Origin of the sequence: Streptomyces sp. NPDC048291 (assembly GCF_043201715.1) — a bacterium.
Classification (GTDB): domain Bacteria; phylum Actinomycetota; class Actinomycetes; order Streptomycetales; family Streptomycetaceae; genus Streptomyces.
Genome location: NZ_JBICZC010000014.1, coordinates 229,135 through 248,244, shown reverse-complemented (window position 1 = coordinate 248,244; position 19,110 = coordinate 229,135). Strand labels below are relative to the sequence as shown.

Annotated in this window: 7 protein-coding genes; 6 read left to right on the top strand and 1 reads right to left on the bottom strand. The window is 75.1% G+C overall.

The window, feature by feature from the left end; genetic code table 11:
• Positions 1-82: 82 nt before the first annotated feature.
• The 6 genes from ACGF5O_RS35595 to ACGF5O_RS35570 are packed head-to-tail and all read left to right on the top strand — an operon-like array spanning position 83 to position 16,916.
• Positions 83-4,105 (top strand): amino acid adenylation domain-containing protein, encoded by a 4,023-nt coding sequence (locus tag ACGF5O_RS35595; protein ID WP_393814031.1) that lies wholly within the window; start codon positions 83-85, stop codon positions 4,103-4,105.
• A complete protein-coding gene (locus ACGF5O_RS35590; RefSeq protein ID WP_393814030.1) occupies positions 4,102-13,539 on the top strand; it encodes an amino acid adenylation domain-containing protein in 9,438 nt (3,145 codons plus the stop codon). The genes ACGF5O_RS35595 and ACGF5O_RS35590 overlap by 4 nt, the downstream gene beginning before the upstream one ends.
• An 11-nt stretch (positions 13,540-13,550) precedes the next feature.
• Positions 13,551-14,627, top strand: a complete 1,077-nt coding sequence (locus ACGF5O_RS35585) for a GSCFA domain-containing protein (RefSeq protein ID WP_393814029.1) — start codon at positions 13,551-13,553, stop codon at positions 14,625-14,627.
• Positions 14,566-15,270 (top strand): hypothetical protein, encoded by a 705-nt coding sequence (locus tag ACGF5O_RS35580; protein WP_393814028.1) that lies wholly within the window; start codon positions 14,566-14,568, stop codon positions 15,268-15,270. The genes ACGF5O_RS35585 and ACGF5O_RS35580 overlap by 62 nt, the downstream gene beginning before the upstream one ends.
• 32 nt (positions 15,271-15,302) lie before the next feature.
• Positions 15,303-16,181: a TauD/TfdA dioxygenase family protein gene (locus ACGF5O_RS35575; protein WP_393814027.1), complete on the top strand. Its 879-nt coding sequence runs from the start codon at positions 15,303-15,305 to the stop codon at positions 16,179-16,181.
• A gap of 24 nt (positions 16,182-16,205) precedes the next feature.
• Positions 16,206-16,916 (top strand): hypothetical protein, encoded by a 711-nt coding sequence (locus ACGF5O_RS35570; protein ID WP_393814026.1) that lies wholly within the window; start codon positions 16,206-16,208, stop codon positions 16,914-16,916.
• A 9-nt stretch (positions 16,917-16,925) separates the two neighbouring features.
• Here ACGF5O_RS35570 and ACGF5O_RS35565 read toward each other — a convergent pair whose 3' ends face one another.
• Positions 16,926-19,052 (bottom strand): exo-alpha-sialidase, encoded by a 2,127-nt coding sequence (locus ACGF5O_RS35565; protein ID WP_393814025.1) that lies wholly within the window; start codon positions 19,050-19,052, stop codon positions 16,926-16,928.
• Positions 19,053-19,110: the final 58 nt, after the last annotated feature.

The following is a 19,110-nucleotide window of genomic DNA, read 5'->3' as shown; positions in this document are numbered from 1 at the left end:
TTCGCGCGATGCCGTCGTCCGCCGCGCCCCTGTTCCGTTGTTCCGTCACCCCGGTCCCGTCCCCCGACAGGAAGGCCAGGCCTTGCCGGTGCAGAACACTCCCCGCCCCACCCCCACCTCCCCGGCCCACCGGATCCGGCCTGCCTCCTTCGCTCAGCAGCGGCTGTGGTTCCTCGCCCAGCTCCCGGGCGGGAGCACCGCCTACAACGAGGCCCTCGCCTTCCTGCTCACCGGCCCGCTCGACCGGGACATCCTGGCGGCCGCCTTCGACGCGCTGACCGACCGGCACGAGACCCTGCGGACCCGGCTGGTGGCGGAGGCGGGCGGAGTGTGCCAGCACATCGACCCGCCGGGCTCGGGTACCCCCCTGGAGGTCGAGGACCTCGGCGCCGCGGCCGACCCCGACGGGCGCGTGACCGCGTGTCAACGGGAAGAGGCGGCACAGGAGTTCGACCTGGCGGCCGGTCCGCTCTGGCGGGGCCGGCTGCTCGCCCTCGGCGCCGCACGTCACGTGCTGCTGCTGACGTTCCATCACAGCATCTACGACGGCGCCTCGATGAACGTGATGATGCGGGAAGTCGCGGTCGTCTACGAGGCGTTGGCGGCGGGCGTGCCGGACGGGCTGCCGGAGCCGCGGCTCCAGTACGCGGACTACGCCGACGCCCAGCGGGAGTCCGTGCTCGGCGGTGCCCTCGCCGTTCAAGAGGCCTACTGGAAGGATGTGTTGGCCGACGCCCCGCCCGTCCTCGAACTGCCGGTGCCGGGACCGCGGCCCGCCGAGCAGGGCTACGACGGCGGTCGCGTCGCATTCGAGCTGGACGCGGAGGTCACGGCCGCGCTGCGCGGCCTGGCCCGGGAACACGGGGCCACCCTGTTCGTGGCGGTGCTGACCGGCTGGACGGTGCTGCTGTCACGGCTCTCCGGGCAGCAGGACATCGTTGTCGGCAGCCCGGTCGCGGGCCGCCGCGGCCCCGGGACCGCCGGGCTCATCGGCTTCCTCGTCAACTCGCTGCCGCTGCGCGTCGACCTGTCCGGATCCCCGACGGCGGCCGAGGCCCTGGCCCGGACCCGGGCGGTGGTCCGCGATGCCCTGGCCCACCAGGACCTGCCGTTCGAGCGGATCGTCGAGGTGGTCAACCCGCCCCGCAGCGCGGCCCACACCCCGCTGTTCCAGACCATGCTGGCCTGGGTGCCGGACCGGCACGACCTGCTGAAGCTGCCCGGGGTCGAGGCCGCGCCGCTGCCGATCGCGCACGCCCCGGCCAAGTTCGACCTCGCCCTGTCGGCGACCGAGTCGGAGGGCCGCGTCACCGGACACCTCGACTACGCGACCGCGCTGCTGGACACCGCCACCGCCGAACGCTGGGCCGGACACCTCCGCCGTCTGCTCACCGACATGGCCCGGCATCCGCACCGTGCCGTCAACACCCTGGAGTTGATGGACCCGCGCGAGCGGCTTGAGCTGATCGGCGCGGGCGACGCCACGCAGGGCCCGGACGTGGCCCGCGACCCGTCCGACGCGACCGCGACCGCCCTGCGCTCGGCGTCCGGCCTCACCGCGCTCTTCGAGGCCCGGGCCCGCGCGCACCCGGCCGCCACCGCCGTCACCGACGGCGGGCGGACCCTGGACTACGCGACGCTCGACCGGCGTGCCAACCGGCTCGCGCACGCCCTCGTCGCCCGTGCCGTCCGCCCGGGCGACGTCGTCGGGCTGCACGCGCGCCGCAGCTGCGACCTGGCGGTCGGCATCCTCGGCATCCTCAAGGCGGGTGCCGCCTACCTCCCGCTCGACCCGGGGCAGCCCCGGGAACGGCTGGCCGCCATGGTCGAGGACGCCGCGTGCCCCGTGGTCCTCAGCGACCACCGCGGTGCGGACCGGCCACCGGACTGGCTCGACCTCGGCACGGTCGAGGCCGAGGGAACAGCCGGGGGAACGACCGGGGCCTCGCCGGGCCTCGACGGCCCGCCCGCCGGGATCCCGCGGACTCCGGACCAGCTCGCGTACGTGATCTTCACCTCCGGGTCCACGGGGCGGCCCAAGGGCGTCGCCGTCGAGCACCGCAGCGTCCTCAACCTCTTCTCGGTCTGGCACGAGCGGATGGGCACCGCACCCGGCGAGGCGGGCTCGGCCTGGTCCAGCATCGGCTTCGACGCCTCCGTCCACGAACTCCTGCTGCCCCTCACCACCGGCGGTGTGCTGCACATCGTCCCCGAGGAACTGCGCGGCGACCCGGAGGAGTTCTTCGCCTGGCTGGGTGCGCACGAGATCGTCCAGGCCTTCCTGCCGCCCGCCTACGTCAGGTGGGCCGACGAGGACCCGGACCGGCGGCTGCGCGGCCTGCGCCTGCGCAAGCTGCTGACCGGGGTCGAGTCGCTGACCGAGGCCGCCCTGCACCGCATGGCCGAACGCCTGCCCGGCCTGCGGGTCTGCTTCGGGTACGGCCCCACCGAGGCGACCCTCTACAGCACCGCCCACTACGAGCCCCGCCCGCTGGACCGCCCGTGCCCCATCGGCCGCCCGCTGCCCGGCACCCGCTGCTACGTCCTGGACGCCCGGATGCAGCCGGTGCCGCCCGGTGTCGTCGGCGAGATCCACCTCGGCGGGGCGGGCCTCGCCCGTGGCTACCTGGGCAGCCCGGACCTCACCGAGGAACGCTTCCTGCCCGACCCGTTCGTGCCCGGCGCCCGCGTCTACCGCACCGGCGACCTGGCCCGGTGGGGCGACGACGGCCTGCTCCACTACGCGGGCCGCGCCGACGACCAGGTGAAGCTGCGCGGCTTCCGCATCGAACCGGGCGAGATAGCGGCGGCGCTGACGCGGCTGCCCGGCGTCCGCGAGGCCGTCGTCCTCGCCGACCAGGACCCGGCGGGCCGGCCCTGGCTGGTGGCCGCCGTCGGCCGGGGCGCCGCCCCGGCCCGCGCCGGCGCCGACTGGCGCACCGCGCTCGCCCGCAGCCTGCCGGACTACATGGTCCCCGCCGTCGTCCTCGACCTGGAGTCCCTGCCGCTGGGCCGCAGCGGCAAACTCGACCGGGCCGCCCTGCTGCGCCTCGTCCACGAGCAGACGAACGACCAGGTCAACACGGCGAGCCCGCGCGACCACGTGGAACACGCCCTGTACCGGATATGGCAGGGCGTGCTGCTCCACCCCTCGATCGGCGTCGGCGACAACTTCTTCGACGTCGGCGGCACCTCGCTGTCCGCCATCAAGATGGCCCACGAGGTCACCGAGGCCTTCGGCCGCCGGCTGCCGGTCGCCGAGGTCATGGTGCGGCCGACGATCGAGTCCCTGGCGGCGCTGCTGCGCGAGGACGGCGCGGACCGCGCGCCGGGCAGCCTGATCGAGTTCCGCCGGGGCACCGGCCCCCGGGTGGTCTGCGTCCACCCGGCCGGCGGCACCGCCTTCTGCTACCTGCCCCTCGCCGCCCACCTGCCCGCGCACACCGGCCTGTACGGCATCCAGTCCCCCGGCGTGAACCCGGGAGAGGAGGTGCTGCCCAGCGTGGAGGCCATGGCCGAGGCCTACCTGCGCCTCCTCGAACCCCTCGGCACGGGTCCGCTCGTCCTGACCGGGCTCTCCTACGGCGGACTCGTCGCCCACGAGATGGGCCGGCTGCTCGGCGCCGCCGGACGGAACGACGTGAGCGTGGTCCTGCTCGACACGCAGGCGACGGACGACACCGAGGCCCGCGCGGCGATCACCGCCGTCGACGCGGCGGAGTTCCGGGACAAGCTCGTGCGGTTCAACGGGATGTACCCCGGCATCGACGACGCCCAGGTCGACCGCTACTTCCGGATCTACAACCACAACCGGCTCACCGCCCGCGCGCACGTCCCGGCCCCCTCCCCGGCCCGGCTGGTCCTCGCCGAGGCAGTGCCGGAGGGCGCCGACACCGCCTTCCACGCCGAGGTCCGCGCTTTCTGGCGGCGGCGTGCGCAGGGCGGGTTCCGGGTCGAGACGATGGCCTGCGACCACTGGGAGATCCTGGAGGGCTCCGAGACCGCCCGGGTCGCCGCGCTGCTCGCCGCCGAACTCGCCCATCACGAGGGGCGGTCCGCACCCGCGGCGCGCTCCGTCGCCGTACCGGCGGGAGACCCGCGATGACCGACCGCACCCCGCCTTCCGGACCGGCCGAGACCCGACCGGCCGAGACCCGAACGGTCGAAACCGAGCCCGCCAGGACCAGGCTCGCTGGGACCGGGTCTGCCGAGACCGAGCCCGCCGGGAACGGACCCGCCGAGACCGGGCTCGCCGAAGCCGTGCTCGCCCAGGCCCGCCGCACGCCCTCCGCCGTGGCCGTCGAGGACGGTGACCGGCTGCTCGACTACGCGGAACTCGACCTGCTCAGCGGCCGGGTCGCCGCGCGGCTGCGGGAACGGGGCGTGGCGGCCGGGCAGTCCGTCGCGGTCTGCCTGCCCCGCTCCTGGCGACTGGTCTGCGTCATGCTCGGCATCCGCCGCGCGGGGGCCACCGTCGTCCCCCTCGACCGGCTCAGCCCGCCCGACCGGCAGCGGCACATCCTCGACGACTCCGGCGCCGTCGCGGTCGTCCACGACGGTACGACCGGGCACGCCCACGGGATCGACACCGCCCTGCTCCTCGCCCCGACCGCACCCCCCACCACGCACGCACCCGCCACCGCCACCGCCACCGCCACCGCCACCGCCACCGCCACCGCCACCGCCACCGCCATCGCTCCGACGACCGTACCCGCCGGGTCCGACACCACGGCCTTCGTCTTCTACACCTCCGGCAGCACCGGCCGCCCCAAGGGCGTCGAGGTCGCCGACGCGGGAGTGCTGCGGCTGGCCCGGCCCGGCTGGCTCGACCCGCGACCCGGCGCCCGCTACGCGTGCATGTCCAACCCGGCCTTCGACGCGCTCAGTTTCGAGGTCTGGGCACCGCTGCTCACCGGCGGCGTCTGCGTCGTACTGGACGACGCCGAGGTGCACAGCCCGCACCGGCTGGCGGCCGTACTGCGCGAACGGCGTGTCGACACCGTGTTCATCACGGTCGCGCTCTTCAACACGGTCGTCGACAGGGTCCCCGGCTGTTTCGCCGCCGCCGACCAGGTCCTCGTCGGCGGTGAACGGCTCGACCCGCGGGCGATCCGCGCCTGGTACGACGCCAACCCGCATGCCCCGACCGTCCTGCACAACGTGTACGGACCGACGGAGGCCACGACGTTCGCCCTGTGCCACCCGATCCCCCGCGACTTCGACGGCGACGCGATCCCGATCGGCACGGCGCTGCCGGGGACCGGGCTGCTGCTGCGCACCCTGGACGGGCGCACCGAGGAGGACGGCGAGGTGGCCGAACTCCTGCTCTCGGGACCCGCGTTGGCGAACGGCTACCGCAACCTGCCGGAGCTGACCGCGCGTTGCTTCGTCCAGTTGACCGACGAGGACGGCACCCCGCGCCGCTGGTACCGGACCGGTGACCTGGTACGCCGGGACGCCGACGGGCGCGTGGTCTACGTCGGACGCGCCGACCGGCAGGTCAAGGTGCGCGGTTTCCGCATCGAACCGGGCGAGGTGGAGCAGCGGATCCTGGCCCTGCCCGCCGTGCGCCGCGCCCACGTCTGCACCCGGCGCGACACGGCCGACCGCCACGAACTGCTGGCCTTCCTCGTCCTCGGCGACGAGCTCTCCTTCGCCGACTACGAACGTCACCTCGGCGCCGCGCTGCCGCCGTACATGCGCCCCCACCACACCCACCTCGTCACGGAGCTCCCGCTGACCGCCAACGGCAAGGTCGACCAGGCCGCGCTGGTGCGCGACGCGGTGACGCCGTGGCGGGGCACCCGTGCGGACGCGGTGGCCGTCAGCGCGGAGCAGCGTCCCGTCCTGGAGATCGCCGAGGAGATCCTCGCCGTCGGCGGCCTGCGCCCCGACGACCGCTGGATCGCGAGCGGCGGCGACTCCCTGAAGGCGCTCCGGTTCCGCTTCGAGATCCTGGAGCGGTACGGCGTCGACATCTCCCAGGACCTGGTCCTGCGGGCCGACTTCGCCGCCCTCGCGGACGCCGTGCACTCCGCCGGGGCGGATCCCCGGCCGCCGGTGCCGCCCGCCCCTGACACCACGGCAGCGCCCGCCACCAGCGAACAGGAGCGGCTCTTCCTCCTGCACCGGCGCGATCCCGGGGACCGTTCCTACGACGTGCCGCTCGCCTTCCGGGTCCGGGGCGCCGTCGACCCGCGGTCGCTGCGCCGCGCGCTGCGCTCGCTGGTGGAGCGGCACGCCGCCCTGCGCACCCGGCTGGTGCCCGCCCCGGACGGCCTGCTCCAGCGGACCGAGGCGCCGTACGACCCCTGGCAGCCGCTGGACGCCCGCGAGGGGGAGCCCTGGCGGGAGATCGCCGACCGCTTCTTCGCCCACCGCTTCGACCTGACCGAGCCCCGTCTGCTGCGGGCCGCCTGGGCGGAGCGGGCCGACGGCGGTCTGCTGTTGCTGCATCTGCACCACGCGGCCGTGGACGGCTGGTCGCTCAACCTGCTCTTCCGCGATCTCTCCGACGCCTACGCGGGCGACGCGGAGCGTCCGGCCCCGGCCGCGGGCCCTCTCGATCTCGCCCGCTGGCAGCGCGACTGGCGCGCGGCGCCCGCCTACGAAGGCCACCGCACCCGTCTGCGCGACCACTACGCCGACGCGCCGGAGCCGTCCCCGGCCCTGCCCGCGCCCCGCTCCGAGTCGCAGGCCGCCCGGCCGCGGGCGCGGCTGCTGCGGACCTCCCTCGACCTGGTGCGCCGTACCGCACTGGACCGGCGCGCCGGGGAACTCGGCCTGACCAGGTTCCAGTTGCTGGTGTCGGCGTTCGCCGCGTGCCTGTACGGCGTGACCGGGCAGGCCCGGCCGCTCGTCGCCGCTCCGGTGGCGAACCGGCCGCGCCCCGAGTTCGCCGAGAGCGTCGGCATGTTCGCGAACACCGTCCTCCTCGACCTGGCCGTGCGGCCCGACGACTCGCTGCGCACCCACCTCGCCGCGCACGCCGACACCGTGCGCCGGGTTCTGGAAGGGCAGGAGGTCCTCCTCGCCGACGTGCTCGCCGACCCGGTGTTCCGGGAGCGCTCCCCGCTCTTCGACTACATGTTCGTGCTGGAGAACACGGAGTCCTCCGCGCTGCGCCTGCCGGGCTGCACGGTCGAGCCCCGGTGGCCCGAGCCCGCGGACGCCAAGTGCGCGCTGACGCTGTCGGTGGTGGAGGACGAGTCGGGGTTCGGCTGCCTGTGGGAGTACCGGGACGACTTCGGCGCCGAACGGGCGGAAGCCGCGGCCCGGTTGTTCCGGCTGGCCCTGGACCGGCTGACCGGCGACGGTGACCTCGCCCTGCGCGAACTCGTCGCCCCGCACCGCACGGCGGGGACGGCCCACGGCACCCCCGTCGCGGCGGACTTCACGACGGTGGCCGAGGGCTTCGCCCGCCAGGTGGCCCGTACCCCGGACGCGCCGGCCGTCACCCTCGGCCACACCACCCTCACGTACGCCGAACTCGACGTCCAGGCGAACGAGTTGGCGTCGCTCCTGAGCGTGCCCGGGGATCCCGCCGCCCCGGCTTCCGTGGCCCTCTACCTGCAGCCGTCCGTCGAGCACGTCGTCGCCCTGCTCGCGGCGGCCCGCCGGAACCTGACCGTCGTCCCCCTCGACCCCGCCTACCCGCCGGCGCTGCTGCGTCACGTGCTGGACCACACGGCCCCGCTGTGCGTGCTGACCGGCGCCCAGGACCTCGACGTCCTGGCCACGATCGCCCCGCCGGACCTGCCCCGGCACGTCGTCACGCTCACCCGCACGCCCACCGCGCCGCACGTGCCGTACCGGCACCTCGGACTCCGGCCGCTCTACACCCTGTTCACGTCGGGCTCCACCGGCACCCCCAAGGGCGTCCAGGTCCCGGACCGCACCCTGTGCAATCTGCTCACCTGGCAGCGGGCGGCAGGAGGGCTCGAACGGCCTGCCGTCACCCAGCAGTTCTCCATGCTCTCCTTCGACGTCTCCTTCCAGGAGATCCTCAGCACGCTCTGCTCCGGCGGCGAGCTGCGTCTGGTGAGACCGGTCTGGCGGCAGGACATGCCCACGCTGCTGCGGCAGTTGGAGACGGGCGGGGCGGAGCGGATCTTCCTGCCGTACGTGGCGTTGCAGCTGCTCGCGGAACACGGCGTGCGGGCGGGGCTGTTCCCGTCCCGGCTGCGGGACGTCGTCACCGCCGGCGAGCAGCTGGTGTGCACGGACGCCATCCGGCGCTGGTTCGCGGGACTGCCGGACGGCGCCCGGCTCTTCAACCACTACGGCCCGACCGAGACCCATGTCGTCAGCGCCCTGTGCCTGGCAGGCGACCCGGCCCGCTGGCCGGCGCGCCCCGCGATCGGGCGCCCGGTGGCGGGGGCCGTGCTGCGGGTCGTCGACGAGGGCGGGCTGCCGGTGCCGCCGGGCGTGACGGGCGACCTCCTCATCGGCGGTCCCATGGCGGGCCGCTGCTACCTGGGCGCCCCCGCCACGCACGGGGACCGGTTCGTCGACGACCCCGAGCTGGGCACCCTCTACCGGACCGGGGACCGCGCCCGCTTCGACGAGCACGGCCTGCTGCACTACGCGGGGCGCGACGACGGCCAGGTCAAACTGGGCGGTCACCGCCTGGAACTGGGCCAGGTGGAGGCCGCGCTGCTCGGGTCTCCCGGAGTGGTCAACGCGGTCGCGGGCGTGCTGGACGGCCGACTGGTCGCCGTCCTCCAGTGCCGGGGCGAGGACCCCGACCCGGCGGACCTGACCCGACGGCTGGCAAGCCTGCTGCCCGCCTACGTCCGGGTCACCGCCTTCCGGCGGGTGACGGAGCTGCCGCGCACACCCAGCGGCAAACTGGACCGCCGGGCGGCGCTCGCCGCGCCAGGACACGAACTGCGGGCGATGCACGAACCGCGGCCGGGCGACCGGGCGGACATCGGCCTGTCACCGAGGCTGTCGGCGGGCCTGTCACCGGACGACCGGGCGGACACCGGACCGTCGCCGCTCGTACTGCGGCTGGCCGACCTGTTCCGGGCGGCGACCGGGCGGACCGTGGACGTGGACGAGCGGTTCTTCGACGCCGGGGCCACCAGCCTGGACCTGATGCGTTTCCAGCTCAGATGCGCGGGCGAGGGCGATCTCCCCTTCTCCGTACCCGACCTGTTCGAGCACGTCACCCTGCGCGCACTGGCCCGGCTGGTGACGAACGACGGCACCGCGCGCGAGACACCGGCCGGGCGTCCGGAGGCGTCCGGCGCCTCCCGCCCCGGTCCGGCCCGGCGGGCGGACGAGCCGGTCGCCGTCGTCGGCATGGCCGTACGGCTGCCGGGCGCGCCCGACCTGGCCGCGTTCTGGGACCTGGTCGTCTCCGGCCGACGCGGTATCGAGCACTTCGCCACGGCCGACGGCACCCGCGTCGGCGCCCGCTCCCAGGCGGCGGGACTGCTGGCGTTCGACGCGGGCCGGTTCACGGTCAGCCCGCACGAGGCCCGGCTGATGGACCCCCAGCAGCGCCACCTGCTGATGAACTGCGCCGAGGCCCTCGCCCACGCCGGCATCGGCGACCCGGCGCGGCTGCGGGTCGGTCTGGTCGCCTCCTGCGGCGAGAACACCTACTTCCAGCGCATGCTCCGGGACGGCGACCCGGACCTGCTGCCCGACTCCTTCCGGCTCGCCCTGCACCACGAGAAGGACTTCCTCGCCACCAAGGCCGCCTACCATCTCGGGCTCACCGGACCGGCGTTCACGCTCCAGTCCGCCTGCTCCAGCTCGCTCGCCGGGGTGCACGTCGCGGCCGGGATGCTGCGGCAGGGCGACGCCGACGTGATGCTCGTCGGCGGGGTCCTCGTCGACACGGAGCTGACCGACGGCTACACCTACCGGCCGCAGCACATCTTCTCGCCCGACGGGCACTGCCGGCCGTTCAGCGCGGACGCCGAGGGCACCGTGGGGGCCAGCGGCAGCGGTGTGGTCGTCCTCAAGCCGCTGGCGGCGGCCCGCCGGGACGGCGACACGGTGTACGCGGTCGTCACCGGCTCGGGGCTGAACAACGACGGCTCCGGCAAGCTCGGTTACAGCGCCCCGTCGCTGCCCGGGCAGCGGGCAGCGATCCGCGCGGCGCTGGACCGCAGTGGCCGCCGTGGTGGCCATGTGGGGTATGTCGAGGCGCACGGCACCGGTACCCGGCTCGGCGACCCGGTGGAGGCGGCCGCGTTGCGGCAGGCGTACGGGCTGGCGGAGGACGCGCGGGTGGCGCTGTCGTCCGTGAAGAGCCAGATCGGGCACCTGGGCGCGGCGGCGGGCGTCGTCGGCCTGGTGCGGGCGGTGCTCGCCGTGCACCACGGGGTCGTGCCGCCGACGGCGGACTTCGACCGGCTCAACCCGGAGATCGCCGACGGTCCGTTCCGGATCCCGGTCGCCGCCGAGCCCTGGCCGGCCGGCCCGCTCAGGGTGGCCGGGGTGAGCAGTTTCGGCATCGGCGGCACCAACGCCCATGTGCTGCTGGAGCAGCCGGAGCCGGTCGCGATCCCGGTGCCGGATCCGGCGGAACCGCTCCCGTGCCTGGTGCTGTCCGGCGCCTCCGAGGCCGCGGTCCGCGCGGACGGGCGCCGTATCGCCGACTACCTCACGGCCGCTCCCGACGCCTACCCCCAGGTGCTGCGCCACCTCCAGGCAGGACGCCCCGTCCTCGCCCACCGCGCGGCGGCCGTCTGCCCCGACGCAACTTCGGCGATCGCCTGGCTGCGGGCGCTGCCGACCGTCACCGCGCCCCCGGCGCAGGACGCCCCCGCGGTCGGGGACGTCGACCCGCACGCTCTCGCCGAGGCGTGGACGGCCGGCCGCGCCGTCGTACGGCCGTCGGGCCCGGCGCCCGCGCCCTGGGACTTTCCGCCGCCCGCGTTCGACACGGCCGAGTACGACTTTCCCCGCGCTCCCGAAGAGCCGTCGGGTACGTCCCGGCTGCCGGCCGCCGAGTGGCTGCACCAGCCCCTGTGGACCCGCTCGCGGCGGGCCCGCACCGGCGCACCGGTGTCCCCTCGTACCGCCGTGGTGGTGATCGGTCCCGGGCAGGACGGCGAGAGCTGGCGGTTCCTGGAGCGTCACTACGCCCGGGTCGTGACCGTGCGCGCCGGACAGGGTCTGACCCGGCTCGGGGACGACCGTTACGAGGCCGACGTCGCCGACGCCGGGCAGCTCGCCGCCCTGCTGGACCGCCTGACCGGCGCGGACGGCCCGGCCGTCGACTGGCTGCACGCGCTTCCGCTCGCTCTCGACGGCAGCCCGACCGTGTCCGCCCTGGAGACGGCCGAGTGGGCCTGCCTCGACACGGTCGCCGCCCTCGCCCTGGCCCTCGCCGCCCGCCCGGAGGCGGAACGACCCCGGGCCTGGCTGCTGTCCCAGCGGGCGCAACCGGTGACGGGGACCGTGCACACCCCCGAGGCCGGTCTGCTCGCGGCGGCCCTGGAGGTCCCCCGGCAGGAACTCGGCGTCACCCTGCGCTGGACCGACCTGCCCGGCCCGCACCCGGCCGGCTGGGCCGCCCAACTGCCCGACCTGCTCCTCGACGACTCGGTCCCCGACACCGACACCGACAGCGGCACCGGCACCGGCACCGGCACCGGCACCGACCGGGCGACGGCCCTGCGGGACGGCTTCTGGTGGCGCCGCACCACCGTGCCGGTACCCGTCGGCGAGGCGGCCCGGCCCGCCGCCGCGCCGGGTACCCATCTGATCCTCGGCGGCACGGGCGGCATCGGCACCACCCTGGCCGCGAGCCTCCTCCGACACCCCGGGAACCGCGTCGTCCTGGTCGCGCGCGGCGCCGAAGTACCCGCCGTGCTGAGGCCGTTCGGCGAGCGGGTCACCCTGGTCACGGCCGACCTGGCGGCCGAGGACCCCGTGGTCGTCGCGGACCGGCTGGCCCCGCTGCTCGACGGTCTGGCCGGCATCGTGCACGCCGCAGGTGCCGCGGCGGGCGGCCTGCTGGCCCGCCGCGAGCCGGCCGCGGCCCGCGGCGTCACGGCCGCCAAGCTGCGCGGCGCCCTGCTGGTCGAGCTGCTCGCCGACGAGCACGCCCCCGACTACGTTCTGTACTGCTCCTCGATGGCGGCCCGGTTCGGCGGTGTCGGCCAGTTCGACTACGCCGCCGCCAACGCCTGCCTGGACGCCTACGCCCACCGCAGCGCGCCCGGCGGCGACGCCACGGCACGCACGAGCGTCGGCTGGGACGCGTGGCGGGGCGTCGGCATGGCCGAGCGGCACGCCCCCCGGGCGGACACCCGGCACCGGGACCACCTGACCGTGGCGCTCACCCCCGAGGAGGGAACCGCCGTCTTCGAGCGCGCGCTCCGTCTCCAACTCCCGCATCTCGTCGTCGGCACCACGGACCTGACGGCCGCCCGGGACTTCTACGAACCCGTCACCCCCGCCCGCCCCACGGCTCCCGTGCGGAGCGACGCGACCGCGGAGATCACCGAGATCCTCCTGGACCTGCTCGGCGTGGACACCGTCGACCCGCAGGCCGCCCTCTACGACCTGGGCGCCGACTCGCTGACCCTGCTGGAGCTCCTCGACGAGATCAAACGCCGGCACGGCACCGACATCGAGCTGTCCCGGCTCAGCCACCGGGTGAGCCTCGCGGAGATCCTCGGCCACCTCGGCGGCGATCTCCGCGCTCAGGGCACGGTGGACGTCGAGGTGTGGCAGCGCGGCCCGGGGCCGGAGGTGCTGTGCCTGGTGCATCCGGTGGGCGGGGACATCCAGGCCTACCGGCCCCTGGTCTCCGCCCTGCCCGCCGACCTCACCGTCTGCCTGATCGCCGACCCCGGACTGCGCGCCGCCGACGCCGAACTGCCCGACGCGCTCTCCATCGACGAACGCGCCGCACGGTATCTGGCCTCCGTGCGGCGGGAGTTCCCGGAACCGGGGCGGCAACTGACGCTCACCGGCTGGTCGTTCGGGGCGTGGACCGCGCTGTCGATGGCCGCGCTCGCCGAGGCCCAGGACCGGCCGGTGACCGCCCTCCACCTCCTCGACCCGCCGCCGCCCGGAGCCGGACAGCGCCTCGCCGGCTACGACGAGGAACAGATACAGGCCGTCTTCGCCCGCGAGTTGAGCGGAAACGGCACGGCACGGCCCGCGGACCGGGCCCACGGCACCGCCGAACGAGCCGACGACACCGCAGAACCCGGAACGGGCACCGCGGCCCCCCTCGCGGAGTCCGGCCGCCGCTACGCCGAGCGGCTCGGGCGCTGCTGCCGGGCCAACCTGGCGGCCATGGCGGGACACCGGCTGCCGCGGCTGCACCGGACGCCCGCCGCGGTGTGGCTGGCGGCCAGCCCCGTGGCCGAGGCCGTGCTCGCGCCCGAACCGACAGCCCCCGGCGCCTGGGACCCGCACCTGCCCGCGCCGTACCGGCTGCACCACGTCGACGCCGACCACTACCAGATCGTCGCCGAACCCCACGTCCGGGAGATCGCCGCCGCCCTCGCCGTGACCGGGTCGCCGTCCGGCGCCCGGCCGCAGCCCGCCGGACGGACCTGAGGAGACCAGCCGTGCAGCATCCGTACACCCGCCTGCCCACGCGGTCGTTCTGGCGCACCGCGGTCGCCGAGCGCGACCCCGCGGACATCGACGACTTGTGGACGCCGAAGTTCGCGATCGGCCAGGACGACGCCGTCGTCACCGCGGGCTCCTGCTTCGCCGCGCACATCGGCCGGGCCCTGCTGGCGGAGGGCATGCACTGGTACGACGCCGAACTCCCGCCGCCGGGGCTGACGGCCGCCGAACAGGCGGCGCGCGGCTACCGCCGCTTCTCCTTCCGCACCGGCAACGTCTACACGGCCGCCGCGCTGCGCCAGTGGGTCGCCTGGGCGCTGGAGGAGGAGAAGCCGCCGACGGAGGTGTGGGAGGAGGACGGGGTCTTCCACGACCCGTACCGGCCGGCCGTGGAACGGGACGGCCACCGCTCGGCGGACGACGTGCTGCGCGCCCGCGCGGTCACGCTGGACGCGATCCGCACCGCGCTCACCCGGGCCGACGTACTGGTGTTCACCCTCGGCCTGACCGAGGCCTGGCACGACGTCCGTACCGGCACCGTGCTGCCGGTGTGCCCGGGTACCGTGCGCGGCCGTTACGACCCCGGCAGGCACGTCCTGCACCAGCACACGGTGGACAGGGTGCACCGGGACCTCACGGACGTGCTCGCGATGGCGCGCGGCGTCAACTCCCGGCTGCGCACGGTCCTCACGGTGTCGCCGGTGCCGCTGACGGCGACCGCCACCGGCCGTCACGCCCTGGTCGCCACCACCCACTCCAAGTCGGTGCTGCGCGCGGCGGCCGGTCAGCTCGCCGACGCGTCGGACGACGTCGACTACTTCCCGTCGTACGAGATCGTCACGGGTTTCCCGTACCGGGCGGCGTCGTACGGGCCGAACCTGCGGACGGTCACCCCCGACGGGGTGGCGTTCGTGATGCGGCACTTCTTCCGGGCCCTGCGGCCGGAGGCGGACACGGCACCGCCCGTGCCCGCGCGGACCACCCCCGTCGCCGGCGGAGAGGACCACTGGTGTGACGATGCCGTACTCGACTACTACGCTCCCCGGTCCCGCGCGGTTCCTCCTGCTCGGTGACTCCCACGCCGGCTGTGTGGGGAAGGCCGCGCGGCAGGCGGGGCTGCCCTTCGTGGGCGGCCCGGTCGGCTCGGGGCGGGACTTCCTCGGGCCGTTCCTCGACGACGAGGGCGACGGTGGCCCGGTCTTCCGGGACGCGGCGGCGCGGCGGCTGGTCCAGGGGTTCCTGGCGGAGCTCGGCGTGACCGGGTTCGCGGGGCTCGGGGTGCCGCTCGTGTGCACGTTCGGGCTGAGCGCCCACTCGGTGGCCACCCGGCAGAACTGGGACGTCCACCGCGACCGGCACGGCGCCGTGCCCGAACGGTTCCTGCGCAGCGGCCTGTTCGCCGACCTGGTCCGGGCGAGTGTCCGCGGCGCGCTCGCCTTCTACGAGCGGACGGCCGACCTCGGACTGCGGGTGCTGGCCCCGCTGCCGCCGCAACGCGTCCCCGGCTTGTCCGACCCGTCCGTCTTCTTCGCCGCCCAGGACGTCGTCGGCGCCGAACTCGCCGCGCGCGGCGTGGAGATCGTCGACCTGCGCGAGCGTGTCACCGACGGCTCCGGACGGCAGCGGTCCGTCTTCTGCGAGCCCGACGACACGATCCACGGCAACCTCGCCTTCGGCCGCCTGGTGGTCGCCGAACTCCTCGACCGCGCCCTGTGACCCCGCCAACCCCGATTCCCAGGAGGTCCCTCATGGAGGACTACGCACTGGCCGCCGTCGAACGGCTCACCACCCGCCCGGTCGAGCCGTACGACACCTTCGCACTCGCCCCGATCACCCCGGTGCTGGGCGCCGAGGTCACCGGCCTCGACCTCTCCCGTGAGCTGACACCGCAGCAGGAGAAGGAGCTCAGGCACGCGTTCCACACCCACCACGTGCTGGTCTTCCGCGACCAGGACCTCACCCCCGAGGAACACAAGCGGTTCGCGGGCGTCTTCGGCGAGCTGCACCCCGTCGCCCTCGCCGCCGAGGGGTCGGACCCGCACATCCTGGAGATCAAGGCGGACAAGGACTCCAAGGCCGTCGCCGGCAACGGCTGGCACTCCGACGGCACCGCCGACGCCGAGCCCTCCCTCGGGTCGATGCTGTACATCACCACGATCCCGGAGGGCGGCAGCGGCGGCGACACCCTGTTCGCCAACATGCACCTCGCCTACGACCTGCTCTCCCCCGCCCTGCGCGGCTTCCTGGACGGTCTGACCGCCCTCCACGACGGCGCCAAGCCCTGGACGGACGCCGGGCTGACCCCGCCGCCCGAGTACGACGTGCCGCGCACCGAACAGCCGGTCGTCGCCCGCCATCCGGAGAACGGCCGCAAACTGCTGTTCGTCAACGCCCCCTACACCTCGCACATCACCCAGCTGTCGCGCGCCGAGAGCGACGCCCTGCTGGGGATGCTGTACGGGCACATCGCCCGTACCCCGCTGCTGCACTGCCGGGTCCGCTGGCAGGAGCGCACGCTGGTGTTCTGGGACAACCGCAGTGTGCAGCACCACGCGGTGTGGGACTACTTCCCGCACACCAGGGAGGGCCGCCGGGTGGCGATCGACGGCACGTCCCTGACCGCCTGAGCCGCCGCCGCAGGGAGGGTGCACATGGGCACGACCACGGCCGCCCCGGCGGCTTTCCTCGCCGCGCTGCGGACCGGGGCCGCCGAGCCGCCCGCGGCAGGCGCGCCGGCCTGGCTGTGGCAGCTCGCCACCGCCCTGCACGGCGAACTGCCGCCGCCCGCCGCGGACGTCTGGGCGACGCGTCTGCACGCCCTGCTCGGCACGGCGCGGCTTCCGGCCGGGCTGCGGGCCGTGCACGTCTGGCAGGCGGACACCGTGCTGCCGCTGCTCGCGGGCACCGCGGACACGGCCGCGCCGACGGCCCTGCACCGCGCGGCGGCCCGGGGCGCGGCGGCCGACCGGACCGCCTGGCGGTCCGCTCTCGGCCCGTTCCTGCTGCGGCTGCACGACGCCGCCTACGACCGGGCCGCCGTCTACGCGGAGGGCCACACGGGCGCCCGCGACCACGCCCTGGCCAACGGGTACTCCGTGCCCGAGGCCGACACCTACGGCCACGCATACGCCCGGCTCGCCACCGAGGCGAACGCCCGCGCCTGTGCCGAGGCCCACGCTCGGGCCCTCGGCACGGCGCTCGCGGCGGCCTACGCGGCCGACGACGCCCGGGCCTACGCCGGGACGTTCCCCGAGGCGCAGCTGCGGGCCGTGCTGCGTGCCACGGTGGCGGCGGGCGGCACGACCGGGGCGGAGCACCTGGCCGACGGCCTCCTCACGGCGCTCACGGCCGCCCGGCGCTGAGAGCGGAGCTCAGGTCAGCGGGCCCAGCAGGCGGACGGCGTCGGCGGCCACCACGCCGTCGGCGTCGTTGGTCAGCTCGACGGTCGTGCCGAGTCCGGCCCCGAGCCGGAACTCGCCGAGCGACACCCAGGTACCGCCGCGCGGATCGGTGGTGCCCGCGGCCCGCTGGTCGATCCGTACGGTCGTGGTGGTGCCGTCCGCGTCGAGGACGCTGTAGGGGGCGTTGCTCGCCCGGGCGGCGGCCGGGGGGTAGGACACCTGGATCTCGTAGCGGCCGTCCTGGGGCACGGCAGGCTGCCAGCGCACCTTGCGCTCGCCCGAACCGGCGGGCGCCGTGCGGTAGTTGCCCGACCAGTAGCCGGGGTCGGCCGTCGCCGTCGGCCAGCTGCCGCTGACGACGGCGAAGCCCAGCCGGTCGTTGTCCACGACCACCTCGGCGCGGACGTCGGCGGAGCCCGGCGCGTCGATCAGGCTGAGCGAGTCGAGGCCGAGCCGGGTGCCGCCGCCCCGGCCCGGTGCGGTCACCGCGCAGCGCAGGGTGTGCCGTCCGGCGCGCAGCCGGGTGGACCCGAGGCGGGCGAGGTCGAAGCCGTCGGCCGTCTGCGCGGTGGTGTCGGTCGCGTGGGCGGGCAGCCGGGTGCCGTCGACCGTGACCGTGGCGAGCGCGCCGTCCGCCGAGCGGTAGTGGCGCAGAAGCAGTTCGTAGTCGGCGGTGTGCGGCACTCTGAAGGTGAACTCCACTGCGTCGCCGACCTGTTCGGGAGTGAGGACCAGCCGCTCGCCGCGGCGCGCGAGCGGATCCGTGACGGTCTGCACGGAGCCGCCGGTGACCTCGCGGTCCGCTTCGGCCAGCCCGATGACCGTCTCCCGGTAGTGGGGGCCGCCGTGCAGGCTGTCGCGGCCCCGGGTCAGCCAGTCGAGCGAGAAACAGCAGACGGCCACCCGCTGCGGAACGCTCGCCATGTCGCCGTCGCAGCCGTACAGCAGCACGATGGTGCCGTCGGACAGCCGGGCGAGATCCGAGTAGAAGGAGCGGTGCTCGTTGACGACCCGCTGGTAGCGGTAGGAGAAGCCCTCGTCGTAGCTGACCGCGACCGTCATGTTGTACCGGACGGGCGAGTCGGGGCGGCTGAACAGCACGCGCCCGGGCTGCCGGCTGCCCGGGCCGCCGGTGTAGCGCAGCAGACTGGCGTCCACCGCGTTGAACGAGCCGGTGCCGCCGTCGAGCGCCGGCTGCGACCAGGTCGTGCCGTCGTCGGTGCTGACGGAGACGATGCGCTGGTTCTCGCCGCCGGAAGCGAAGCGGCCGTTGACGAGCACGGTGCCGTCGTCGCGCTGCACCGTCCGCGCCTCGTTGATGGGGTAGGCGACCTGTACCGGCACCTCGCCGGTCGCCTGCCAGGTGGCGCCGTGGTCGTCGCTGTAGAGCGGCGCGACGCCGTAGTACCGCTGGGCCACCGTGTTGCCGACGATCACCCTGCGGTGCAGGCAGTTGAGCAGCAGGCGTCCTGAGCGCAGCTGGATGCCGTGGCCCGGACCGGGGCCGTGCAGCGCCCAGTTGTAGGGGAAGCCGTCGAAGAGGCCCGCCAGGCTCCGTGGTTCGGCCCACGTCTGCCCGCTGTCCCGGCTGGAGATGACGTACAGCTCGCCGGAGTCGCCCGAGCAGGAGGTGTTCTGCGGGAGCCGGAGCGAGAGCATGTAGAAGAGGAAGACCTCCCGGGTCCGGCGGTCCACGACCAGCGCCGGGTTGCCCCAGGACTCGCCGTCGACGGAGGCGACCAGGGTGCGGCTCGCCTCCCAGGTCCGGCCGCCGTCGGTGCTGCGGCGCAGCAGCAGGTCACGCGGGCCCGCGTCGCACACCTCGTGGCGGCCCTCGGTCACGGCCAGGATCGTGTCGTCGGGCAGCACGGCGAGGGCGTGCACGTGGTAGCTCACCAGCGGGCCCTCGACGGAGTCCCAGAGGGTCTGCTCCTCGAAGAAGGCACCGTGCCGGTCCGGTGCGGACGACCGGTCGGCGGCCTGTGCCGTGCTTGCGAGGGCCACGGGTCCCCACGCGGCGGTCGCCGTGGCGCCGACGACGCCGAGGGCGAAGGATCTGCGGTTCATGGCGGTGCGGTTCGGTCTGTCGTCGGACATGGGGCCACCCCTTTCGGGCGGGACGGAGGGAGTGCAGAGGGGAGGGGGCACCGGCGCG